The organism is Nocardia sp. NPDC005998 (assembly GCF_040614395.1).
In the GTDB taxonomy this organism is placed as follows: Bacteria; Actinomycetota; Actinomycetes; order Mycobacteriales; family Mycobacteriaceae; genus Nocardia.
Genome location: NZ_JBEXUI010000027.1, coordinates 102,635 through 123,609, shown reverse-complemented (window position 1 = coordinate 123,609; position 20,975 = coordinate 102,635). Strand labels below are relative to the sequence as shown.

The 20,975-nt window shown below is 66.6% G+C and carries 14 protein-coding genes and 1 other RNA gene; 8 read left to right on the top strand and 7 right to left on the bottom strand.

The window, feature by feature from the left end; all coding sequences use genetic code 11:
• Window positions 1-214: 214 nt before the first annotated feature.
• Entirely contained in the window at window positions 215-1,102 is an 888-nt protein-coding gene (locus ABZ293_RS29250; RefSeq protein WP_355185832.1) for an alpha/beta fold hydrolase, read from the bottom strand.
• A 106-nt stretch (window positions 1,103-1,208) separates the two neighbouring features.
• Here ABZ293_RS29250 and rnpB point away from each other — a divergent pair.
• Window positions 1,209-1,624, top strand: an RNA gene (gene rnpB / locus ABZ293_RS29245) — RNase P RNA component class A.
• Between the two features lie 101 nt (window positions 1,625-1,725).
• Window positions 1,726-2,643: a slipin family protein gene (locus ABZ293_RS29240; protein ID WP_355185830.1), complete on the top strand. Its 918-nt coding sequence runs from the start codon at window positions 1,726-1,728 to the stop codon at window positions 2,641-2,643.
• A 203-nt stretch (window positions 2,644-2,846) separates the two neighbouring features.
• Here the strand turns inward: ABZ293_RS29240 and ABZ293_RS29235 are convergent, their stop codons facing one another.
• Window positions 2,847-3,230 carry a hypothetical protein gene (locus ABZ293_RS29235; protein WP_355185828.1) on the bottom strand — a complete coding sequence of 128 codons (384 nt, stop codon included), beginning with the start codon at window positions 3,228-3,230 and terminating at the stop codon, window positions 2,847-2,849.
• A gap of 432 nt (window positions 3,231-3,662) precedes the next feature.
• On the opposite strand from ABZ293_RS29235, the gene ABZ293_RS29230 reads away from it, so the two are divergent.
• The 4 genes from ABZ293_RS29230 (at window position 3,663) to ABZ293_RS29215 (ending at window position 7,369) form a co-directional block, all read left to right on the top strand.
• Window positions 3,663-3,995: a hypothetical protein gene (locus tag ABZ293_RS29230; protein WP_354961969.1), complete on the top strand. Its 333-nt coding sequence runs from the start codon at window positions 3,663-3,665 to the stop codon at window positions 3,993-3,995.
• Window positions 3,996-4,013: 18 nt separating this feature from the next.
• On the top strand, window positions 4,014-5,621 hold the full coding sequence (locus tag ABZ293_RS29225) for an RNB domain-containing ribonuclease (protein ID WP_355185826.1): 1,608 nt from the start codon (window positions 4,014-4,016) through the stop codon (window positions 5,619-5,621).
• A gap of 97 nt (window positions 5,622-5,718) precedes the next feature.
• Window positions 5,719-6,729, top strand: coding sequence for a YncE family protein (locus ABZ293_RS29220; protein WP_355185824.1), 1,011 nt, complete (start codon window positions 5,719-5,721; stop codon window positions 6,727-6,729).
• Between the two features lie 61 nt (window positions 6,730-6,790).
• Window positions 6,791-7,369: an NUDIX domain-containing protein gene (locus tag ABZ293_RS29215; RefSeq protein ID WP_355185822.1), complete on the top strand. Its 579-nt coding sequence runs from the start codon at window positions 6,791-6,793 to the stop codon at window positions 7,367-7,369.
• Between the two features lies 1 nt (window position 7,370).
• On the opposite strand, the gene ABZ293_RS29210 is transcribed toward ABZ293_RS29215, so the two are convergent.
• Entirely contained in the window at window positions 7,371-7,787 is a 417-nt protein-coding gene (locus ABZ293_RS29210; protein ID WP_355185820.1) for a pyridoxamine 5'-phosphate oxidase family protein, read from the bottom strand.
• A gap of 278 nt (window positions 7,788-8,065) precedes the next feature.
• On the opposite strand from ABZ293_RS29210, the gene ABZ293_RS29205 reads away from it, so the two are divergent.
• The gene (locus tag ABZ293_RS29205; RefSeq protein ID WP_355185818.1) at window positions 8,066-8,488 is read left to right on the top strand and encodes a hypothetical protein; all 423 of its coding nucleotides are present in this window, start codon (window positions 8,066-8,068) and stop codon (window positions 8,486-8,488) included.
• 227 nt (window positions 8,489-8,715) lie between these two features.
• Here the strand turns inward: ABZ293_RS29205 and ABZ293_RS29200 are convergent, their stop codons facing one another.
• Window positions 8,716-9,129 carry a hypothetical protein gene (locus tag ABZ293_RS29200; protein WP_355185816.1) on the bottom strand — a complete coding sequence of 138 codons (414 nt, stop codon included), beginning with the start codon at window positions 9,127-9,129 and terminating at the stop codon, window positions 8,716-8,718.
• Window positions 9,130-9,259: 130 nt separating this feature from the next.
• Between ABZ293_RS29200 and ABZ293_RS29195 the strand changes: the two genes are divergently transcribed.
• The gene (locus ABZ293_RS29195) at window positions 9,260-10,132 is read left to right on the top strand and encodes a helix-turn-helix transcriptional regulator (RefSeq protein ID WP_355185814.1); all 873 of its coding nucleotides are present in this window, start codon (window positions 9,260-9,262) and stop codon (window positions 10,130-10,132) included.
• Here ABZ293_RS29195 and ABZ293_RS29190 read toward each other — a convergent pair.
• The 3 genes from ABZ293_RS29190 to ABZ293_RS29180 form a co-directional block, all read right to left on the bottom strand.
• Complete coding sequence (locus ABZ293_RS29190) at window positions 10,081-10,770, bottom strand: S1 family peptidase (protein WP_355185812.1); 690 nt, start codon at window positions 10,768-10,770, stop codon at window positions 10,081-10,083. The genes ABZ293_RS29195 and ABZ293_RS29190 overlap by 52 nt on opposite strands.
• A 203-nt stretch (window positions 10,771-10,973) precedes the next feature.
• Window positions 10,974-18,212: an amino acid adenylation domain-containing protein gene (locus ABZ293_RS29185; RefSeq protein WP_355185810.1), complete on the bottom strand. Its 7,239-nt coding sequence runs from the start codon at window positions 18,210-18,212 to the stop codon at window positions 10,974-10,976.
• 183 nt (window positions 18,213-18,395) lie between these two features.
• Window positions 18,396-20,870, bottom strand: coding sequence for an FAD-dependent monooxygenase (locus ABZ293_RS29180; RefSeq protein WP_355185808.1), 2,475 nt, complete (start codon window positions 20,868-20,870; stop codon window positions 18,396-18,398).
• Between the last annotated feature and the right edge of the window lie 105 nt (window positions 20,871-20,975).

Here is a 20,975-nt window from a genome sequence, read left to right as displayed (position 1 = left end):
TGATCGACCGGTCCGGTGGCCCCAGAATACCGTCGGCATCACCACAACAGCCAGTGCCCATCCAAACAGACTGCTCCGCTACCCACTCCCGCCGCCCGCCGAGCGTAGTCACATGGCGTCGAATGCGGCCTGGGCGACCACCTTTCGACTACCTTCGACCGCCCCTGGACCGAGGGGGCGATACGGCAAGGAGCTGGCTGGACGGGGTATCAGGTCAGGGGCGCAGTACCGATACCAAGAACTCGGTCTGGTCGTACACGGCCTGCTCGAAGACGTCATCGAAGTAGAGGTCGAAATGTCCCACCGGATAACGCTTTACGATCGCATGCTTGGTGCGTTCGGCCGCGCGCAGCGTCGGCTTTGGCGGTGCGATGCTGTCGTTGTCGGCGATCGCGTAGAACACCGGCATCTTCAGCGCCTTGGCCCGGCGGCCGGGGGAATCGAACAGTGTCGAGAAGGCAACGCGGGCGGCGACTTTCGGCTCGTAGGTCTCGCTCTCCTCGGCCAGCCTGCCATATCCCTCCGGCACATCCGGCGCGCTCATCAGCGCCGCCGCGCGCTTGCGTCCGGCCAGCCGGATACGAACCGGCTTGCGCCGAATCGGGCCGATGAGCAGATCGGTTGCCGCGATGGTTGCCACCTTGGTCAGACTGGTCGGCCCCTTCGCCATGGCCGAGGCCCAGCCGCTGGTGAACGGAACCTGGGCGACCACGGCCGCGATGTAGTCGTCGTCGGGTGCGACGGCCAGCACGTGGCCGCCACCGAATGAGGTGCCCCACAGGGCGATTCGAGTGGCGTCGAAGCCGCGCAGCGTCCGTGCGTACGCGATGGCCGAGCGCCAGTCCGCACGCTGCCGGGCGATATGTAGCAGCTGGCGCGGCGCACCCTGGCTGGCGCCGAAGTGCCGGTAGTCGAATACCAGCACGCCCATGCCCGCGGCGGCGAACCGGCGGGCGTACCGATCCAGACCCATTTCTCGGTTGCCCCCCAGACCGTGCCCCATCACCACGAGCGGGCGGGGCTTGGGAATGCCGTCGGGGGGATACAGCCAGGCAGCGCACTGTTCACTACCCGAGGGAAAACTGACCTCGACACGTTCCATGGCACCTCACCGTACTGTTTCGGTCCGAACTACTACCCCCCGACCGGTCACCAGTCAGGCCAGTGAACAAGGTACCCCGTGATCAAAGTAGGCTAAACGCTGCGGACGAGTTGGCCGGGCGGCCGCGGTGACGGGAACGGGCACGCGAGTGCTGCCGCCCGGCACCGAGGAAAGTCCGGACTCCACAGAGCAGGGCGGTTGCTAACGGCAACCCGGGGTGACCCGCGGGACAGTGCCACAGAAAACAGACCGCCCACGATCCTCCGGGATCGTGCGGTGAGGGTGAAACGGTGCGGTAAGAGCGCACCAGCGCCCCGGGTGACCGGGGCGGCTAGGTAAACCCCGCCCGGAGCAAGGTCGAAGGTCGCATCGTTCGCGATGCGGCTGCGCAGGTGTTCGAGGGTTGCTCGCCCGAGCCTGCGGGTGGACCGCTCGAGGCACCCGGCAACGGTGTGTCCAGATGGATGGCCGTCACCCGGTGCGAACCGGGGACAGGATCCGGCTTACAGGCCAACTCGCCCGCCCCCGTAATCCAGTGCCCACCGGGGCATCCAGTGCCATGATGGAAGTGGACCGTCGATCCGGTTTTCGGTGCGGTCAGGCACTTCGTACGGGGTGTAACCATGGATATTCTTGCCATTATCGGGGCGATCTGCGGGGTCGGGGCAATCGCGGGCGGGGTGCTCACCGCGATGAGCGCGCGCATCGTCGCACAATATGAAAAGGGGCTGGTTTTCCGGTTCGGCCGGGTGGTCGGCACCCGAGATCCCGGGCTGCGCATGCTGATTCCGTTCGTCGACCGGATGCGCAAGATCTCCACGCAGATCGTCACCATGCCGGTGCCCGCGCAGGACGGCATCACCCGCGACAACGTCACCGTCCGGGTCGACGCAGTGGTCTATTTCCGGGTGATCGACCCGGTCTGCGCGGTGGTGGAGGTGCAGAACTATCTGTTCGCGGTGGGGCAGGTGGCGCAGACCTCGCTGCGGTCGATCATCGGCAAGAGCGATCTGGACAGCCTGTTGTCCAACCGCGAGGAGTTGAACAAGGGCCTGGAGATCATGATCGATAGCCCGGCACTGAGCTGGGGCATCCACATAGACCGAGTGGAGATCAAGGATGTCTCCATCCCGGATTCGCTGAAGCGCTCGATGTCGCGGCAGGCCGAGGCGGAGCGGGAACGGCGGGCGCGGGTCATCTCCGCCGAGGGCGAGTTGCAGGCGTCGAAGATGTTGGCGCAGGCGGGCGCCCAGATGTCGGAATCGCCGGCATCGCTGCAACTGCGGCTGCTGGAGACGGTGGTTCAGGTTGCGGCGGAGAAGAATTCGACATTGGTGCTGCCGTTCCCGGTGGAACTGCTGCGCTTCCTCGACAGCCGTACCCCGTCGGAGCCGACCACCGCCGGTAGCACGTCGGCGGAGTCCGAGCCCACCCCGGCCGCACCGGAATCGATGGCACCGGAGATCACCCCACCCGAACCGACCCCGGCACTCGGTTCCGGCAACACGCCCGCGACGAGCCAAGACGGTATGCGCTCGTAACACAGCGGGCGTATACCGATACGGGTACGGCGACGGTCCAGCGCCGTACAGCCCGCATCGGTAGCACAACGTAAGGAAACCGGGCCGATGTCCATACTGATTCCAGTGATCTCGATCATTGTCATGATCACCGTCGGATACGTGTTGAAATACCTGCCCAATTACCTGCCGTGGCTGAAGGAATGATCAGCCCGAAAAGCTGATCAGCAGAGCATCTTCGCCATCTGGTAGATCGCCTGGGCCTCTTCCTTGGAGGCCTCGGCGCTGCCCTTCGTGCGCTTGATGACGTTCTGGACGATCTCGTCCTCGCTCTTGCCGCCCTTGATGTCCTTGCATGTCTCGACCAGGACGTCGCGGATCTTGGCGTCGTCTTTGCCATCGGCGAGCTTGGGGAAGGCGCTGCGGTAGCTGACGACGAACGTCCCCGCCTTGACACTATCCATGGTTTCGGAGCCGGCCGCGCTGGCCGCCGAAGTGGTCGCGGCGCCGGAGGCAGCGGTGGAGGAGGACTTGTCATCGCTGCAACCAGCGATGAGCAGGGCGAATACGGCGGAGCTTGCCGCGATCGCGGCGGTAGTTCTGGTCACGGAGCGGGATGCTAGCGGCACTCGGGAAACGCCGCCTCCCGTGTGGTTAACGGAAGGCGACGAACACCGCATCGGTGACTGTGCGGTCAGAGCGGGTTGACCATGAACACCTGAGCCCAATACGTCGCCTGCTCGGGGCCGAGCAGGGGCATCAGGTAATCGAAAAGAATCGTTGACATCAGTGGATAACTCCCAATTGTCGACGTACGGGACACTTGCGAATGTGCGGGGAAAGGCAAACCCCGCCACGCCGGGGAACCCTAGCAGTCACGGTGTGGCGACGCCCGGCTCGGCGTGTTCGGTATGTCGCTTCGGCGGGAACTGGCCTTGAACGTGATCGACGTCATAGAGTAGGCGCCGTTGGTAAGCCCCGTTGCCGGGCCGCCACGAACCCTCCCCATTCTTCGATCACGGAAGCAGGTCTGAAACTTTATGCGGATTGTTCGTTCACTGGTCGCCGGTGCGTTGATTGCCGGGGCCGCATCGGTTTTCGCCATGCTGGGCACCGGATCCGCCTCGGCGGTCGCGGTCACCCCGCTGGCGGGTGGGGTCCAGGTCGACCTCAACTCGGCCGACACCGCCTGGGTGCACCAGAATCACATCGGGCAGGCCATCGCCGGTCTGCCGCATCCGTCGGCGGCGTCGTTCGGCGAGGCGCTCGACGCCGCGGCGGACGTCTCGGCCAGTGTCCCGGGTGGACGGGTGACCTTTACTGTGTACGGTCCGCTCAATGAATTGAACGGCACCATGCTGGCACTGCAGTAGAAGCACGACTGCGAAACCGTGGAACTCCATCAGCGGATCGTCTCGGCACCGGTCGATTTCGGTGCCATTCGATCCGAATTCGGATTGGCCTCGGCGTATCCCGCCGAGGCCGCCGCGGCGGCCCGCGACGCGTTCGATGCGTTCGCGGGCCATCGCAGTGATCGCACCGATATTCCGTTCGTCACGATCGACCCGCCCGGCGCCATGGATCTGGACCAGGCGGTACATATCGAACGCACCGCATCCGGCTTCACCGTGCATTACGCGATCGCCGATGTCGGCGCCGTCATCGACCCGGCTGGCCCACTGGCCAGAGAAGCGGGTATGCGCGGCCAAACCTTCTATCTCCCCGACGGCACCGTGCCGCTGCATCCGACGATCCTGTCGGAGAACTCCGCGAGCCTGCTCCCCGAACAGACCAGGCCCGCCGCCCTGTGGACCATCGAATGTGATGAGAACGCCGAACCGCAACGGTTCTCGGTGGTCCGGGCGACCGTGCGCTCCCGGGCCCGGCTCGACTACGCGAGCGTCCAGACCGACGCCGACGCGAACCACCTGCATCCCTCGATCGCGGCCCTGCCGGAATTCGGCACGCGGCGCATCGAGGCCGGGCTGGCGCGCGGCGCAATCGGGCTGCGACTGCCCGCCCAGAGCATTATCCGCGATGACAGCGCCGACGGGCACTGGCGCCTCGTTGTCGAACCGCGCACCCCGGCCGACGACTGGAACGAGCAGGTTTCACTGCTCACCGGTATGTGTGCGGCGCGAATCATGTTGAACGGCAGTGCATCCGATGGCGCACCCGATGCCGGTGCGCGCATCGCACTCTTGCGGACCATGCCGCCGCCCACGGAATCGGCGATCGATTCGATGCGCAGGACCGCCGCGGCGCTCGGGGTCGAATGGCCCGCGGACGAATCCGTCGGGCGGATGTTGGCCGGGTTGGATCCGAACGCGCCCGCGACGCTGGTGCTGATGTCGGAAGCGACCGGGCTCTTGCGGGGCGCTGCCTACACCGTGCTCGACGGTGGCATCGCAGCGGCGGGTGGTGCGCCGACCGGCGGCGCGGCGGTGACCGGCGGTGGGCAACCGGTTGGCGGTGGACCGACCGGCGGCGGGCAGGAGGCCGGAAGCGGCCGGGCGACCGGCGGCCCGCGATCGACGAACGACGCTCGATCCGGGAGCAATTCGCCCAACAATCTGCAGCACAGCGCGATCGGCGCGGCGTATGCACATGTGACCGCGCCGCTGCGTCGCCTCGCGGACCGGTTCGCCACCGAGATCTGCCTGGCCCGCTGCGCCGGAACCGAAGTGCCGCAATGGGTTCGCGACGGCCTGGTCCCCACCGCCGACTCGATGAAGCGCAGCGACAGCATCGCGGGCAAGGTGGAACGCGCCTGTATCGACTTGACCGAGGCCACCCTGCTCGCCGAACGCGGCGGCACGGTCTTCGACGCCGTGGTGGTGCGCGAAGCCAATGGCAGCCGCCCCGCCGAAGTCTTCGTCGCCGACCCACCCGTGGTCGGCCCCTGCCTGGGCGCACCACCCGAGGGTTCGAAGGTCCGGGTGCGCCTGATCGCCGCCGACCCCACGACCCGCAAGGTCGGCTTCACCTTCCCGGTCTGACCGGACCGACGGATGCACCCTTGCGCTGCCCGGATCCACGCCCCCTATCCGCTCCCGGACTAGTCTGAACCCACGGTTGCCTTCGACGGGAGGCTCGATGCGACCGACCTGGCCGATGGCCCTGACCTGCGCGATCGTCATGGTGGCGACCGGGTGCGGTACCTCGACGCCGCCCCAGCCGAGCCCATTGCCCCTGCATCTACTCGGGCAGCTCGACCTGCCCGGTGCGGCCGTGCGATTCGACTACATGAGCCTCGATGCCGGATCGGGCCTGCTGTGGGTGGCGCATATGGGTGCGGGTGCGGTCGTCGAGATCGATATCCGGGCCCATCGCGTAGTGCGTACAATTGCCGATCTGCCCGACGTGCACGGCGTGCTCGCGGTTCCGCAGCGGCATCGAATCTTCGCGACCGCGACCGGACGCAACCAACTCGCGACCATCGACTCCGATAGCGGCACGATCCTGCGCACCTCACCGACCGGTGACTATCCGGACGGACTCGCCTACGATCCGCGCCGGGACGCGGTATGGACCACCAACCAGCGTGCCGGGACCGAAACCGTTATCGACGCCGAGACCGGAACCGTCCGTGGCACGGTGCCATTGGGCGGCGAGGTCGGCAATGTCGTCTATGACTCCGATACCGACCGAATGGTCGTCGCGGTGCAGGGCCGCGCCGATCTCGCCGTCATCGATCCGCAGCCGTTGACGGTGATCGACCGCATCCCGGTACCCGGCTGCGCCGGACCGCACGGGCAGGCGCTGGATGCGGCCGACCGGCTGATGTTCGTCGGGTGCGAGGACAATGCCCACCTGGTCACCGTCGATCTCACGCACCGCACCGTCATCGATGCGAACAGCGTCGGCCGGACTCCCGATGTGCTGGTCTACGACGATTCGGCCCATCGGCTGTATGTGGCCGCCGAGAGCGGGTGGGTCAGCATCTTCGACCAGCGCGCCCAACACACCATCGCCATCGCATCCGATCACCTTGCCGAGGGCGCGCATACGGTCGCCGTCGATCCGGATACGCACCACAGCTTCTTCCCACTTCCGAAGGGCCAGGGTGGTGGACCGGTGCTGCTGGAGTTCGAACCGTCGACATAGCTCGGCGGTAGATACTGGGCAGTGAGCGATCTGTCGGTGCCTGCCGCTACTGTCGCCTGCCATGAACCTCGCGACCGCCGCCGTCGCCGATATAGTCGACGCCATCGATCCGCTCGACGAGCTCGAACGCCAGCACATCGCGGAAACGCTGGCCTGGCTCGCCGCCACCGACGATGTATTTCGTCGAGTCAAACCCGATACCCCCGCACGGCATCTGGTTTCCTACGTGGTGCTCGTCGACCCGCGAACCCGCAGCGTCCTGCTCGGCCGCCATCGGCTGGCCGGACTGTGGCTGCCGACCGGCGGTCATATCGCGCCGGGCGAACATCCGCTGGCCGCCGCCGGACGCGAGGCGGCCGAGGAGTTGGGTATCGACGCCGAGTTCACCGTCAACGGAACCGAACCGCTGTTTCTCACTGTGACCACGACCGTCGGAATCGACAGTGGCCATGAGGATGTCAGCCTCTGGTATGTCATCCGCGGCGACCGCACCCGCGGATACACCCTGGACCCAGGTGAATTCAGCGAGTCGCGGTGGTGGGAGATCGATACTTTCGACCGCACCGACGCCGACCCGCACTTCGCCCGCTTCCTGGCGAAGCTCGAACCCCTACTCCTCGAACCGATCCCGGACCGTTAGGTTACCGATCGGCGTCCTCGGCGACATATTCGATGCCGGTGACGATATCGGGCAGGATCCTGGTCACCCGATCACCCGCCCCGACCGTGCGCTCCGGCAAGAACTGCTGATAGCGCAGGATTTCGTGTTGGTCGCGGACGGTATCGGCAATCCCGGTCACGATCACACACCAGCCGAGGGAGGTTTCGTGATCGATCGTGTCCACCTCGTAAGCGACCACCTGACGATCGAGCGAACTGGTTGTTGCGGAGTCGGCGTAGAGCACCAGTTGGTCATCGACAACCGCGTGGCTGACCGGCCGAATAGCGGGTAACGCGTAGCGCGAGAACGCAACACGACCGAATCCGATCGTGCCGAGCAAATGCAGCGAGGCATCGACCGACAGTTCGCGTGACTCCCGCACACCGTTTACTGTCATACCCCCATTGTCCACCCGCATGCCATGCGAAGCAGCCCCCCTTATTCGATCGGCACACCACGTGCGGAGCTCGGATGCGACGAACGCGGAATCAATGAGATCCAGATCCTGTTGTGTACCAAGTGATTACCGTATGAGTACAACGAAAAGTGGTACAGAAGTATCGAATTCCCCGGGGACCCGATCACTGCCGCAGTATCGCGCGAGTTAGGGTACCCAGGTCTCCGGGTCCCGAAACGTGGCCACCGATGCGAATCAGCTGACTCAGGAGGAATGTTATGCCAGACAATGCGTGGTCGAGCGCGCAGAGCGACTCCCGTCGACTTCCCGGCATTCGCATGGGCGTCGGCCGAGGCCCCCGGCGCAAGCCGCGACGATCCTTCGCCCCCACCAATGAGCTTTCCGCAGGTGCGACCGCATTCACCGATTCCAGCGATCGGCTGGTGCGCCGCCTCTTCGATGTCGGACTGCGACTACATAAGCTCCGCGTCGTCTTCGACCGGCGCGATCCGAGCTCCGAGGAATTGCAGACGACCCGCGATGCCATCGCCGAAATGCTCGACGATCTGGACAGCCTCATCCGCGAAACCGGACTGACCATGCTCGAACTCGCCCGCGAACGACACGCGGAGCCACATCAGCCCCACACCGAGGCGACGCGCGACGACCGGATGACCAACCGCACCGGTCGACTGCGATGAACCCGCCCGCCTTTCTCAGACCGACGGCCCGGTATCGCACGAGCGGCGACTCAACGTGAGCGCGCACATCGCTCGGCGCCGCCAGCACTTCACCAAGGTCTGGGTTGACACGCGCGTCGCAGCCAGCAACAGCACCCCGTACAACCTCGGGTTCGGTGGCCGGACGATCACGGCGAATACGTTGCTCAGTGCGATCCGAGCTCGCCCCAAGTCGAAAGCTGCTGCACTCACAGCCCGGCCCGACGCACCCCACGGGCCTGCAGGCCCGCGAATACCGCAACCCACACCGCTCCGATCAGCAGGAACACCACCCCGAGCCCGGTCAACTCCAGGACACCGGAGAACGCCAACACCACCAGTGCCACCGCCGATACCGCGTTGATGCCGACGACCGCGCTCGCGTGGCCCGGCACCAGCTCCGGATACCCGGCAATGAGCAGCAGGGCGAGCCCGCCGCCGATCATCGCGACAGCGAATGGAATGGACCAAGCCGTCGGCAGCCCCAACGGTCCACTCAGCGCCGCCGCTCCGGCGAACATGACGACGCCGAAGGCCCCGGTTCCCCATCCGTCCAGGCGCAGCACGGTCCGCAAGAAAACGGTGTCCGACGCGGGCCGGGTGTTCGGTGTCGACGTGCTCATATCCCTCTCCTGAGGTCGATCCATGGCAGCCGATCGGCTCCCGGCACCGACCATGCCCGGTTCGAGGTACAGGTCTCAATAACCTCGGAGGTCATGGCCGAGCGCAGGCGGCGCTGACTAGCCTGCTCGGGTGGCATCAACTCGGACGGATACGCGCGTCGGCGCATTACTGCGCGCCTGGCGGCAGCGGCGCAGACTCAGTCAGCTCGACCTGGCGCTATCGGCAGACAGCTCCGCACGGCACATCTCCTATGTGGAGACCGGACGGGCCAAGCCGAGTCGGGCCATGATCCTGCGGCTCTGCGATGCACTGGAGGTGCCACTGCGCGAGCGCAATACCCTGCTGCTGGCCGCCGACTACGCGCCCGCCTACCGGGAGAGCAGCCTCGATGACGCGGGCCTGGCCTCGGTCCGTTCCGCGCTCGACATCATGCTGACCGCACACGAACCCTATCCGGCGGTCGTGGTGGACCGGCTGTGGAATGTGGTCAGTGAAAATGCCGCGATGGGCCTGTTCATGACCGGCATCCCCGACGAACTGCTGCTGCCGCGGCCGAATGTCTATCGGCTGGTGCTGCATCCCGATGGCCTCTCGGGCCGACTCGCCAACCTGACCCAGGTGCGAGAGTTGTTCCTGGAGCGACTGTCTCACCAGGTGAACGTGACCGGTGACGCCGAGCTGCGGACACTGTACGACGAGGTCGCCGCCTATCCCCTGCCCCCGGGCTACCGCGAAGAACCGGATGACGATGCGGCACAACCGAGTCCGTTCGAGGTCCCATTGCGCATTCGGACCCCGGTCGGCGAACTGCGCATGTTCAGCACCATGGCCACCTTCGGCGCACCCGCCGATATCACGCTCTCCGAGCTCGCGATCGAATTGTTCTACCCCCTGGACGCATTCACCGCCCAAACCCTGCGCGGACTCGCGGCGCTGAACTCCACATCCGATCAGATGGGCCGGAATCCGCTGCCGACACCACCGGTGGCATCCACGGCCTGAAGGATCTGATCGATCGGCGCGAAAAATGCCGGTGAGTGAATGGGATTCGCGCCCAAGGTGCACGGAATATTGAACCCGAGGCCGCCGAGGCTGGTCAGCCGCCCCTGATTCATACCCACCAGTCGATCACCCACCGTGACCGGACCACCGGAATCGCCGGGCCTGGAACAGGACTGGTTGATAACGACACTCTCCAGCGTGCCCCACACGATGCCGCAGTCGATTCCGCTGCTGCGCCCGCTCGTGCACACCGGTTCACCGGGGACGGGTGCGGCGGCGAACCCGGCGATGGTGGTCGGGCCGATATTGCGCGCGGGCGTGACCTTCGCCGGATCGAATTCCAGCACCGCGAAGTCCAAGCCCTCGCCCTCATCGGAGTATGCGACGGTGCCGATCACACCGGTGTCCAGGAACTGCTCGGCGCCCAATCGCGCGCCGGTCGGGGCGCAGTGCCCTGCGGTCAGCCCGACCAGTCGCCCGGCGCTGTCGTAGCCGATGGCGGTCAGCGAGCACACCGCGTTGCTATCGAAGACCAGACCGCTACCTCCGCCGACCACGGCATTTCCCGCCGCTTGCGCAGTACCGGCCCCCGCGAAACCCACCGCGGTCGCGGCCAGTGCGAGCATTGCGAACTTCACGGCAACCACTCTCCCTCTCGAAAAGCGCTGGCCGACATCGGAATCGACGCAGGCGTTGGCCAACCGCGCACGCGATGGCGAGCCACCCCCGATGGCTGCGGCCACCTCGAAACTGTAGTTCACCATGACGAGAACCACGCCTGCTACAGCGCCGAACCCGACCGTTATGCGGGTCGTCGCGCATAACGGTCGGGTCGCATCGGTCAGGCGTCGAGCATTTCGGCGCCCAGCTCCCGATCCAGATCCGGATCCGCCGCCGCCAGCGCCGCGTCGAGTTGCACAGCGACCTCACCGACATGCGGTTCGGTCATCATGTGCAGGTGATCGCCCGGCACCGGCACCAGCGTGAAGCGCCGGGCCGCGTACTGCTGCCACCCGTTGTTCGCGCTGTCGAACATGCTGCCCACCGCCTGGTGCGCGATATCGACACCGGGCGGCAGCCCCTGTTCGGCCCGCAGCAGGGTGATATCGCGGTCATAGGGTTCGAGCCGGTACTCCAGCAGCGCCGTGTAATTGGCGTAGAACACGTCGTAGAGCCTGCGGATGGCCTGCGGTGAGCTGTCGGCGGGCAGGATCGCGGATCTGATCGCCTCGGCGAGCATTGCCTCGAACAGTTCCTCGGAACCGTGCACATCGGGTTCGAAATCGACGAGTGCGGCCTGATTTCCGCGGGCGTACCACAGCAATTCATTGAAGAACCAGCGGATCAGCTGCTCCTCGGCGATCGGTTCGCGGGCCTGCTGCCGCAACGCCATGGTATCGAGCAGCGTCACGCTGGCCACTTCGTGTTCGGGCAGCTGACGCGCCATTTCGAGAGCGACATTGCCGCCGAAGGACCAGCCCGCCAGGTGGTACGGCCCCTCGGGGTGCACCCGGCGCACCGCCGCCAGATAGGACTCCGCCATCGCGACGATCGACTTCTCCGGCGTGCTGCCCGGGTCCGCTCCGGCAGCCTGCAGGCCGTAGATCGGCCGATCCGGATCGAGATAGCGGGAAAGGGCCAAGTAGCACAGCACATTTCCACCGATCGGATGCACCAGGAACAACGGCGGCTTATGACCGCCGACGCTGATCGGCACCAGGGGGTCGAAGGTGCGCTGAGTATTGCCGGAGCGGATCAGCGCCGCGAGTTCGGTGGCCGTCGGCGCGCCGATGAACGAATCCAGCGGCAACTCGACACCGAATCGTCGGGACAGCCCCATCACCACCCGCATGGCGCCGATGGAGGTGCCGCCGGAGGCGAAGAAATCGTCGTCGAGTCCGATCGAACGCAGACCGGCGTATTCGGCCAGCAGTTCGACGGCGGTGCGTTCGTATTCGTCGGCCGGTTCCCGATGTGCGGCAACCGATTCCGGTACGGCATCGATGATCGAGCGCAGTACACCGTCGTCGCGCTTACCACTCGGCGTGCGGGGCAGTTCGTCGAGGAAGACGAACCGGGACGGCACCATATGCGCGGGCAGTACCCCGCGCAGATCGTGGCGCAGCGCGGCCAGATCGGTCTGCTCGGCGTCGCCGACCAGGAAAGCGATCAGGGCACCGTCGATTCCACCGAAACCCCGTGCCACCACGGCCGCTTCGGTGATGGCCGGGTACTTCTCGGCCAGCCCGAGAATGCACAGCTCCACCTCGGCGGGCTCCACCCGGAAGCCGCGGATCTTCACCTGGCTGTCACTGCGGCCGAGGCAGACCAGATCGCCGGAGGCCAGCCGGACACCGAGATCGCCGGTACGGTAGAGGATCGCGCCGCCGTGCGCGGCCACGAAACGCTGCGCGGTCAGTGCTGCCCGGCCCTGGTAGCCGAGTGCGAGGGAACGACCACCCAGGTAGATCTCACCGATCACGCCATCGGCCACCGGACGCAGTGCGCCGTCGAGCAGGTCGACGGTATCACCGTCGACCGGGCGGCCGATGGGCGGCAGCGACGGATAGTCATCGGGCGAGCCGGTCAGCGTGCAGGTAGTCGCGACGTGGGATTCCGTTGGGCCGTACTGGTTTTCCAGCAGCAGCCCGGGTACCACCTTGCACAGAGCGCGGATCTCGTCGGTGATGCGCAGCTGTTCACCGGAGGAGGCGAGCACCTTCAGATCGACCGGGAACATCCGTCGGGCCACCACGGCCTCGGCGAAGGCCTGCAGTGCGACGTAGGGCAGGAACAGTCGCTCGATGCCCTCCGCGACAACGGTATTCAGCAGTTCCTCGACATTGGAGCGCAGATCCACCGAACTGACCCGCAGCGTGGAACCCGCGGCCAGGGTGGTGAAGATCTCCTGGAACGACACATCGAAACTCAACGGCGCCAATTGCAGTGTGCTGGCCAGGTCCATGCCCGATGCGCTGCGGTTCTGCCAGTCCACCAGTGTGGTCAGCCCGCGGTGCGGCATGGCGACGCCCTTGGGTTCGCCGGTGGAGCCGGAGGTGAACAGCACATAGGCGACCGCATCGGGTGAGATATGTTCCGGAGCAGCGGCTTCCGTGTGATTGTCCATGGCCGTCGAATCGAATAGGTCGGCGGCATCCAACACCAGCGCGGCATTGTCGACGATATCGGCGTAGTCGGCGTCGGCGATCACCCGGTGCGGGTCGGCGCGGTCGATCATCAGGTTCAGCCGGGACCGCGGATAGCTGACATCGAGCGGCACGCAGGCCGCGCCGAGCCGCATGAGCGCGAGTACCAGCAGTACCAGCTCCGGGCGACGGCCCATCAGAATGCCGATGCGATCGCCGGTCCGAATGCCGAAGCCGCTGAGCCGCCGGACAAGTCGATCGCTGCGTTCGATCAGTTCGTCGTAGGTGATGCCGGATTCGTCGCCCTGTACGGCGACCGTATCCGGATTGAGTGCGGCCGCGTCGGCGACCAGCGTGCCGACATCACGGGCCGTCGCCGGACCGGTGCTGCGATCGATCGCGGCATCCGGATCCGCGACGATGCCCGCCAGCATGCGCAGCTGGGTGACCGCGACGGTTTCGCACTGATCCCTGGTCAGCGTGTGATCGCCATTGACCCGCACCCACATTCGGCCGTCCCGTGGATCGTTGGCCACGGTCACCAGGAGCTGGAAGTTGGTGTCCTCGCGAACGTCGAAATCGCGCAGTGCAACGCCGTCCGCGCCGACAATCGGTGCGAAGAGGTGATAGTTGATGAAGTTGAACGCCGTCTCGAAGGCGGGGGCGCCATCGGCCAGCATCGACCGCAGCGGATAGCGCCGGTGCGGATACGCCTCGCGCTCCCGGCGCGCGATCTGGTCGACGGCCGCGCGCCAGGTGGTCGCGGTATCGTCCAGCCGCATCGGCAGGGTGTTGAGGAAAAGGCCCGCAATGCTTTCCGCGCCCGCCCGGTCCGGACGGCCGTGGCTGACGACGCCGGTGGTGATATCGGCGCGGCCGGTCACCGTGCGCAGCGTCAGGCAGTGCGCCGCCAGGTAGACGGCCTTCTCGGGCACCTGGTGCCGGGCGGCGAAGGCGGTCACCCGCTCGGCGAGCCGGCGCGGCACCACCGCACTGGCCCGCGGTTCCTCCGCCCCGGCGCCCCTGTGCACACCCAATGCGGTCAGTGCCGTCGGTTCGGCACCAGCCAGCGCCTCCCGCCAGAACGCACGGGCCGAATCGTCGTGCGCCGCCGCAATTTCGGCCTGTGCGTATTCGGCGAGCACGGTGGTCGCATGCGGGGTGTCATCGATACCGGTCTCGACCAGCCCCAACGTGTTCAGATAGTCGAGCAACAGCTCGAGCACCGCGGTCGCGACGCTCCACCCGTCGAGGATCGCGTGATGAAAACTGAGCACCAGATCGACGGTCTGGCCAGCACTTTCGAGCGGACGTAGGAACACCCGCACGGCATGCAGCGGTGCGCGGGTGAGGTCGTAGTGGGCGTGCCTGCGCTCCTGGGTGTAGTCCTCGACCTCTTGATCGGCGAGTACCGGATCGAGATCGGAGAGATCGACGATCTCCAGGTCGTATTCGACCGCGGTGTGCACGACCTGTAGCGGCACCGAGTACTTGCTCAGCTCGAACGATGAGCGCAAAGCTGGCTGACGGCGCACCAGCCGGTCGAATGCGGCGCGGAATCGCGCGGCATCCCATGGCATTTCGAAGCGGTAGCGGAAGACGTCCTTGTAGGTCACCGAATCGGCACGCTCGATGCTGTGGAACAGCATGCCGAGCTGCAGGGCGGTGGCCGGGAATGCGTCCTCGGCCTGGTGCAGCGCGGCGCGGTCGATCAGCGGCACCGTCTCCAGTGCAGTGACGATCCGAATCCGGTTGCCGTCCGGACCATCCGAGACGATCCCGGCCAGTTCGGCAATGGTCGGATGCTGATAGAAGGCGTCCACATCGAAGTACATCCCGGCCCGCTCGGCGGCGGTGCGCACAGATAGCGCGAGTATCGAGTCGCCGCCGTGGGTAAAGAAGTTGTCGTGTACACCGATGGAGTCGATACCGAGCACGGTCCGCCAGACCTGTGCCAGCTCGGCCTCGACCGGTGTGCGCGGTTCGACCGCGCCGATGACGTCCATCTGCTCGGCGGTCGCCGCCTCGCGGGCCAGCGCCTTGCGGTCGGCCTTACCATTGCGCGTCAACGGAATCCGGTCCACCCGCAGCAGCCGGGTCGGAATCATATAGCGGGGCAGGCGGGTCGCGATCTGTTCGGCGATCTCCTCGCCGGTCACCGCATCGCCGACGAAGTAGCCGACCAGGTGCAGTCCGTGGGTGTCGGACTGCTCGTCCAGCACGGCCGCGGCACGTACGCCCGGCCAGCCGAGGATCGCGTTCTGTACCTCGCCGAGGGTGATCCGATTGCCGCGGATCTTCACCTGATCGTCGAAGCGGCCCAGATACTCCAGGCTGCCATCGGCCAGCCAGCGCGCCAGATCGCCGGTGCGGTAGCGGCGGCGGCCGGGCACGGACAGGTCGTCGACGAAGGCGGCGGCGGTCAGATCGGGGCGGCCGCGATAACCGCGGGCGAGGCCGACACCGGCGATATTGAGTTCACCGGGCACCCCGATGGGCATGCGGCGTCCGGATTCATCCAGGACCAGCAGATCGATATTGTCGATCGGCCGGCCGATGGGCACCACATCGAGTGCATCGCCAGTGTCCGGGCAGTCGAAATACGAGACATCGACGGTGGCTTCGGTCGGCCCGTAGAGGTTCACCAGCTGCGGCGGCCGCTGGCCCACCGCGGTGAAGGCCGCATGAAAGCGGCGGACCAGGGCGGGCGGCAGCGCCTCACCACTGCAGAACACCCGGCGCAGACCAGCAATGCGCGGCACGATCGTGCGATCGGCCGCCAGCTCGTCCACGAAGGCGGCCAGCATGGACGGCACGAAATGGATGACCGTCACCGCATGCGCCTCGATGGCCTCGGCGATGCGGCGCGGGTCGCGCTCGCCGCCGACCTCGAGCAGTGCGACCTCGGCCCCGGTGATGGCCCACCAGAACAACTCCCACACCGAGACATCGAAGGTGACCGGCGTCTTCTGCAGGATGACATCGTCGGCGGCCAATGGATAGCGGCGCTGCATCCAGGTCAGCCGGTTGACCACCGAGCGGTGTTCGATCATCACGCCCTTGGGCACGCCGGTCGAGCCCGAGGTGTAGATCAGATAGCTCAGATTGTGTGGATGCGAGACGTTTTCGACGCTGCCGGGCACGGTGTCGGACACCGTGACGCGGGTGACGCCCAGGCCAGCGTAGACCCGCGCATGCTCGCGTCCGGCGACCACGAACCGCGCATCGCAGTCCGCGAGCACCGTCTCGATGCGCGCCGCCGGATAGTCCGGATCGAGCGGCACATAGGCGCAACCGGCGCGCAGGATGCCGAGCACCGCGATCAACATATCCGTCGAACGGGCCAGGACCACCGGAATGCATTCGTTCCCGGTGGCGCCGAGCTCATGCAGCCGGGCCGCGAAACCATCCACCAGACCGGACAATTGGGCGTAGGTCAGACGCTGTTCACCGGAACCTGCGGCGGGCACGATGGCCACCCGATCCGGATGCGCGGCGGCCTGTTCGGTGAAGAGCCGATCGATGGTGGTGTAGGGGAACTCGTTGCGTGGCCCCGCCTCGAAGGCCGCCACATCGGCACGCATCCGCGGCGACAGCAATGGCAGCGCGCCCACCGGGGTCTCCGGCCGGTCCAGCGATGCGGTGACCAGCTCACCGACCCCGCGCAGCGCCGATTCGATCGGGAAGCTCGCGTCGAAAACGTCCTTGTCGTAGAACAACTGGAGGCTGATCGAGCCGTCCCTGCCGTTCTCCGCGGTGACGATGGTGAGCGCATTGGTCACCGAACCCGGATTGTGCACCGTCCACTTCGAGAGCAGCTCGTGGACGTAGTCGGCATCGGGCAGTTTGGTGTGGGAGAAGGCGACGTCGTACAGCGGCGGCGCGGCCGGATCCGGATTCAACGCGCGGGTCAGCTCACCGTAGGGGAATCGCTGATGCTTCTTCAGCTTCCGAATCTGCCGGGTCACCTGCTCTGCGATTGCCGCGAGCGGCACGTCCCGGTCGACGCGCACCGGCAGCGGCACGACGTTGGCTCGGTGCCCCTGCGTGCGGTACGTCTCCGCGGAATGCCGGTTCAGCATCGGGCAGCCGATCACCACCTGGTCGGTGCGGTGGATCGTCGCGAGATAGGTCGCCACCGCGGCGGTCAGATAGGCGAAGACGGTGACGCCGGTGGCGCGGACACGGTCGAGGTACTCCCCCGAAATCATCGTGCTGTAGTGCCCGCGTGCGATTCTCGGCGAGTTGGTCCGGTTGTCGAACAGCGCGGGCTCGATACCGTCGAGTGCCGCCAGCAGTCCGTCGCGGTCGGCCTGGTACTGCTCGGAGGCCCGGTATGCCTCGTCGTCCTCGATGATCCGCCGGTAGGTGGCCACCGAACGATCGGTGTGCTCGTTGGCGGGTTCCGGTACCGCGAGCTGGTCGAGTGGCACGTCTTTCAGCTTGTAGCTGGTATCGAGCGTGGCGATGACCGGATTCATGCCATAGCCGTCGGCCAGTGCGTGATGCACCGAGATGTACAGGAAGAACCGGTCCGGCCGGTCCACCACCGCGGCCAGCCGGGCGGGCCGCTCCGGCCGCTCCGGCGCGCCGACCTCGCGCCACAGCCACTCCTGAGCCGCGGTCTCCGGATCGGGCGCACCGGTCAGATCAATGACCTCGACCGGCGGAATGTCATCGGAAATCCATTGGCGGAACTCGCCGTTGTCGAATGCGAAGCGCAGTCGCAGCGCGTCATCGCTCATCAGGGCCCGCTGCCAGCAGGCCTGCAACCGCTCGATATCCAGCGGCTCATCCATGCGCAGGCTATAGGTCTGTTGGGCAACGGGTTCGGGCGCCAGCCGGAATGCCAGGCCGAGCACATCGCGCTGATACGCGCTGACCGGCCATGCCTCGGTGGATCTTTCCGGGGTTGCGCTGATTTCGGACGTCACAGTCACTCCTATCGCGACGATCGCGGCACATACCGTGCGCAAACCTGTCCAGGACCCACCCCTGTCGACGCCGAACGCAAAGCAGTTACCACTTGTATCCAGTTTTCAGATAGCGCGAATTACCGGCATCGCCCTCGATACCGGGATTCGCGGTCTATGGGCGGGCGCGGACGGCCCGCATTGTCAGATCACCGACAGCAGTGCGCGCACACTCTCATCGGCGAGACGTTCCGCGCGCTCGCGAGATATCGCGGGCTCGACATAGCCGAGGTTGAACGACAATTCGCCGTGCGTGGCATTGGCGGTGGCCATGGTGAAGCCGCTCACCGACATGCCGGAGACGAATTGCGCGCCCGACAGCTGCCAGGAGCCGATCTTGTCCGGGAACGAGTAGCGGCCCAGGTAGGTCATGCACAGGTGGCCCGGACCGCGGGTGTCCATCAGCTTGACCGTGGATGCGCTGGCGGCCACCGACTTCGGTGCGGCGACCTGCAACAGATTCAGTGCCGCGAGGTGATCGCGACGATCCATCCGCGCGCCGTACTCGCGCTCGATCTCACCGGCGATCTGCCACAGCGAGGACCACGGCGCGTACTTCGCCGGGGTCGCGATCATGCCCTGGTAGGTCCCGACCTCGGTATCGGCGACCGCGCCGTCGAGGTGGTCGCGAAAGTTCACCGAACTGCCGACGGTGTACCAGGACTCCTTATAGGTGCCCGACTCTCGGGCCGCCGCGATGAGCAGCGCCGCGGAGAGCGCGGCCTGCAGGCCGACACCATTGCGCTCGCAACCGGCGCTCAGTGCGTCGAGTTGATCGGCGTCGAGGCTGCGGTGCACGACCCGGCTGCGCCGCTCGGCTGGCGCGGCCAATTCGGTCGGCTCCAGTCGACGCGGACGCTTGAGCTGCGACTTCTGATCGCGCAGCAGCGATCCCACGGTACGGCCGAAGCCCTTGGCGCCCTGGAACTTCGCCGGAAACAGTGCCTCCGGACCCGGCCGGACCGGTGCGGGCTCGAGTTCGGGACCCTCGCCGGCGGCGACCTGCAGCACCTGCTTTGCCACCGACATCGCACTCTCGCCGTCGGCGATCGCGTAGTGCAGGGTGATGACCAGATCGCTGGTCTCGCCGGTCGAGTCGGTAATCAGCACGGCGCGCGCGAGCGGGCCGCCGTGCCAGTCGAACGGCTCGCGCAGTTCGACCTCGTCCACCTCGGTCACCCAGCTCTGCGCATTCGCGTTTTCGATAACGCGCAATGGAATCGGTGTCGGCACCGGGACGAAACGCGGTGCGGTGCCGTCGGGTTCGGCCGCCACCGCGACACCGAGCAGCGGATGTCGGCGCTGCACCGCATCGAGTCCGGTCCGGACCTGCTCGGCGGTGATCGACCCGTGCACCCGCACCCGGGCCAGAATGTGCAGCGGCGCAAGCTGATCGGCGATCCAATGCCAGCGTTCTACCGGGGACAGCGGGCGCGGCAGCCGCGCGGTCGGTCCGGCGAGTGGCGGGAACGACATCGGCTTGGCCAATTCGCGCAGGAAGAATTCGGTGGGCGCGTGCCGGAAGTAGGTGTCGCGCACCTTCACCAGCTTGGGATCGGTCGTCTGCTCGATCTTGCCGAGCGACCACGAGCCATTGACGAACATGGCCGTGCGCTCGGCGCGCACCTGCTCGTAACGACGCAGGCCCGCAACGGGATCCAGCGAGGTCCGCAGCGAGTGGGCCAACACCACCGCGTCCTCGATGGCCGAGTTGGCGCCCTGACCGAGGCTGGGCAGCATGGGATGCGCGGCATCACCGAGCAGGGTGACCCGGCCGCGGCCCCAGCCCGCGAGCGGCGGACGGTCCTGGCAGGGCACGGCGAGCACATCGGCCCATTCGGTCTGATCGATGCAGGCGCGCACCTCGGGCGCCCAGTCGGCGTAGAGCCGCTGCAGATCTTCCTTGGTCCCCTGCCAATCGGCGGCCGCATCGCCGGGCATGGTCATGGTGCCCCACCAGTAGACCCGGCCGTGGCCGATGTCATGGATGCCGAAACGCATTCCGGTGCCCCAGTAGTGGGCGGAGTAGCCGCGCGGGACGGCCGGATGTTCGAACGGGATGCAGGCCAGCCAGGCGACGAAATCGCCGGGGCGCGGTTCGGCGCGGCCGTGCAGCTGCGCGCGCACCACGGAGTGGATGCCGTCGGCGCCGATCAGCAGATCGCCCTCGGCGACGCGGCCGTCGGCGAATTCGACGCGCACGTGGTCACCGTCATCGATGAACCGAGTCGCTTGTGCGCCGACATGAGTCGGGGTGTCGCCGATCGCGCGCAACAGCACCGCGTGCAGATCCTTGCGATGCAGCGCGACGCTCGCCGCACCGAGGCGCTCGTCCTGGCGGTGCACCGGGAGCACCCGGATGGGCGTGCCGTCCGGGTTGTTGAAGCGGAAGGTCTCGACCTTGCCGCCGCGCTCGAACAGTTCCTCCTCGATGCCGAGACCGATCGCGCGCAGCGCGTGGATGCCGTTGGCCTGTACCGAAAGTCCGAATCCCTGGCCGCGCAGTTCGGGGGCAGCTTCATACAGTTCGACCGCGAAGCCCGCCTGTCGCAATGCAGCGGCCGTGGTGAGCCCACCGATCCCCGCACCGAGCACGACAACCTTGACCGGACTACTCATTCGAACCTGCGCTTCCCTCGACCCACTGGACAGCACAGGACGCCTTCACCTTTCGAAGCGACCACCGAGCCACGTTGCTCGTCGGCTCTCATCCCCCCGAGCAGC